We start from the raw sequence: 1,457 nt of genomic DNA, 5'->3' as shown, positions 1-1,457 counted from the left end.
GACAGGTTGTGTCGTGCTGTGGGCAGTGGTTCTTTGACCCTTGAGGGACGCCCTGAAATCATGGCGGATCAACCTCTCATCCTTCAAGGGTTTCGTGGGCAAATCAATGGACCATGGAAAGCTGCAACCGTCACCCACCGCTATGAAAAACAAAGCGGATACACCACAGAAATCACACTCGAGGCACCAAACAAGGGAAAAGAAAGCAACAAAGAATAGAAGCTGGGCTGGTTGCCCAGCCAACGGGAGAAGTTTAGCGACCAACCCGTCCGATGCAACTCAACTCAACATCGCAGCCACTTCTTCTCACTTAAAGCAATGAGAAGACGGCGAATATAGATGGAAGAGTGTTAAAAAATAATGGATATACTTTGTAAAGAAATATTTAAATCTGTTGATCCTATCACACCAGCTGCTGCTTATATTGGAGGCAAAGTCAGGTTAGCCAAAACCATTGTCAAAATGATCGAGGATATTCCACATAGCATTTATGCGGAGCCTTTTGTTGGTATGGGGGGAATATTCTTTAGACGAAAATTGATTCCCTCTGTTGAAATCATCAATGATTTCTCAGGAGATGTGGTGAATTTTTTTCGGGTGTTACAACGCCATTATCACCCTTTTATGGATCTATAGGAGTTCCAGATCAGTAGCCGTGAGGTGTTTGAACGATTACGTACACAAGATCCAAATAGCCTCACGGATTTGGAACGGGCTTTGCGGTTTTTATATTTGCAGCGTTTAAGTTTTAGCGGGAAGGTAGCCGACCGTACGTTTGGAGCTAAAAAAGACCGTAGTGCACAGTTTAATCCTTTGAAACTTGAAGGCTTATTAAAGCTTATTTACCGTCGTTTAGCGAGTGTTACCATTGAACATTTAGACTGGTCTAATTTTATTATGCATTATGATCGACCAAACACCTTATTTTATCTTGACCCGCCTTATTGGGGTGTTGAGGATTATTATGGAAAGGATTTGTTTAAGCGAGAAGATTATCAGACGATGTCTGCACTTCTTTCGCAATTAAAAGGGAAGTTTCTTTTGTCTCTCAATGATGTGCCAGAAGTTCGAAAAAGTTTCAGTCAATTCCATATAAGAGATGTGAAAACAGTTTATTCGTGTAACTCTTTAAATAACACAATTGCTGGTAAGGAGCTCATCATTACCAATTGTGATTAGGAAAAGAGAAAACGATTCACGAAAGGGGCTTTAAATGATCTTTGAAAGGCCTTTGAAGACCCTTTGAGAACACCTTTAAAACTCTTTGAAAAAAAATAAATTGGTACAAAACCTAGTGGCAAAATATACAAAACCTGCTGGCAAGCTACAAACACACATGAAATCAATAAGTTATAGCACCATAAAAGTGCTGTGGCGGAGGGGGTGGGAATGCTACATTTATATGCAATCAATAACTTATATAAAGGTAAGGGAATTTTAATTCCATTGATTTTATT

General features: G+C 39.9%; 2 pseudogenes. Both read left to right on the top strand.

From position 1 onward, the window contains the following. A pseudogene (locus ACFILW_RS09695) lies at positions 1 to 219 on the top strand (late control protein); the annotation flags it as partial. Positions 220 to 360: 141 nt separating this feature from the next. Continuing rightward, positions 361 to 1,179: pseudogene (locus tag ACFILW_RS09690) on the top strand (DNA adenine methylase). The last annotated feature ends 278 nt before the right edge of the window (positions 1,180 to 1,457 follow it).

Origin of the sequence: Bartonella sp. TT110JLCBS (genome assembly GCF_042193405.1) — a bacterium.
Taxonomy (GTDB): Bacteria; Pseudomonadota; Alphaproteobacteria; order Rhizobiales; family Rhizobiaceae; genus Bartonella.
This window is presented reverse-complemented; position numbering and strand designations above follow the sequence as displayed.